General features: G+C 60.2%; 1 protein-coding gene and 3 tRNA genes. All 4 read right to left on the reverse strand.

Annotated features, from left to right (window positions below):
- Positions 1-1,145, reverse strand: a 1,145-nt coding sequence (gene tuf, locus AC3FKG_RS29370; protein ID WP_488744829.1) for an elongation factor Tu, incomplete at its 3' end; no start/stop codon positions are given.
- 43 nt (positions 1,146-1,188) lie between these two features.
- Positions 1,189-1,263, reverse strand: a tRNA-Thr gene (locus AC3FKG_RS29375).
- 40 nt (positions 1,264-1,303) lie between these two features.
- Positions 1,304-1,377 (reverse strand) — tRNA-Gly (locus tag AC3FKG_RS29380).
- Between the two features lie 50 nt (positions 1,378-1,427).
- Positions 1,428-1,513: transfer RNA gene (locus tag AC3FKG_RS29385), tRNA-Tyr, on the reverse strand.
- Positions 1,514-1,885: the final 372 nt, after the last annotated feature.

Genomic DNA, 1,885 nt, shown 5'->3' on the forward strand with positions numbered 1-1,885 from the left:
CCTTCGCGGATTGCGAAGCGCAGGCCTTCTTCCATGGCGATCGGGGCGATCAGCTTGACGGTGATCGACACGTTGTCACCCGGCATCACCATTTCCTTGTCCGCCGGCAGCTCGATCGAGCCGGTCACGTCGGTGGTACGGAAGTAGAACTGCGGGCGGTAGTTGTTGAAGAACGGGGTGTGACGGCCGCCTTCGTCCTTCGACAGAATGTACACCTCGCCGGTGAAGTGGGTGTGCGGCTTGATCGAACCCGGCTTGCACAGCACCTGGCCGCGCTCGACGTCTTCACGCTTGGTGCCGCGCAGCAGCAGACCGACGTTGTCGCCAGCCTGGCCCTGGTCCAGCAGCTTGCGGAACATTTCCACGCCGGTGCAGGTGGTCTTGACCGTCGGCTTGATACCAACGATTTCGATTTCTTCGCCGACCTTGATCACGCCACGCTCGATACGGCCGGTCACCACGGTGCCGCGACCCGAGATCGAGAACACGTCTTCCACCGGCATCAGGAACGTACCGTCCACGGCGCGCTCCGGCGTCGGGATGTAGGTGTCCAGCGCGTCGGCCAGGTTCATGATGGCCACTTCGCCCAGCTCGCCCTTGTCGCCTTCCAGCGCCAGCTTGGCCGAACCCTTGATGATCGGGGTGTCGTCGCCGGGGAACTCGTACTTCGACAGCAGCTCGCGAACTTCCATCTCGACCAGCTCGAGCAGTTCCGCGTCGTCCACCATGTCGCACTTGTTCAGGAACACGATGATGTACGGCACGCCAACCTGGCGGGCCAGCAGGATGTGCTCGCGCGTTTGCGGCATCGGGCCGTCAGCGGCCGAGCAAACCAGGATCGCGCCGTCCATCTGGGCGGCACCCGTGATCATGTTCTTCACGTAGTCGGCGTGGCCCGGGCAGTCAACGTGCGCGTAGTGGCGGTTGGCCGTTTCGTACTCGACGTGGGCGGTATTGATGGTAATACCGCGTGCCTTTTCTTCCGGCGCTGCGTCGATTTCGTCGTACTTCTTGGCGGCACCGCCAAACTTCGCTGCCAGCACCGTGGCGATCGCTGCGGTCAGCGTGGTCTTGCCATGGTCAACGTGACCAATCGTACCAACGTTCACGTGCGGCTTGGTCCGCTCGAACTTTTCCTTTGCCATTTCACGACTCCTGTGTCGGCAGCGATATTGCCAGTGCGGTATTTGGTGCCCATGGGCAGGATCGAACTGCCGACCTCTCCCTTACCAAGGGAGTGCTCTACCACTGAGCCACATGGGCAAAACTAGAAGTACTACTTGTCGACAGCAACCACGCGATTTGGAGCGGGTGAAGGGAATCGAACCCTCGTCATAAGCTTGGAAGGCTTCTGCTCTACCATTGAGCTACACCCGCCTGGTTCTTTCTGCTTCACCGGCCTGTTAGCCGGTCGCTGTCTTGCATTCTGGTGGAGAGGGCTGGATTCGAACCAGCGTAGGCGTAAGCCAACAGATTTACAGTCTGCCCCCTTTAGCCACTCGGGCACCTCTCCGCAGAGAACTATCGATTATGGGACCTCTCGTCTCGCCTGTCAAGCACTTTCCGTTGCGGAATGCATCGGCCGGACCATCGAGCTGGCCACTGCCTGGCGATCTGACGCTGGCTGTAGCAACCCACAAACACAGTTTTAATTTCTGCGTTCTCACCCTATAGGGAGACGCATATCGACGCTCTGGGGGCCCGTAGATGGCTTCGGGCTGGGTTCCAGAGCAGCAAAGAAGCGTTGAGCCCGCCACCAGGTGGCGCCATGCGGAAGGCCACCAAAGCAAAAACCCCTCGCAGCACATGCTGTCGAGGGGTTTTGCATTGTAAGAGCCTGGCGATGACCTACTTTCACACGGGTAATCCGCACTATCATCGGCGC

The sequence above is a fragment of the Cupriavidus sp. 22TCCZM04-2 genome (assembly GCF_057798895.1).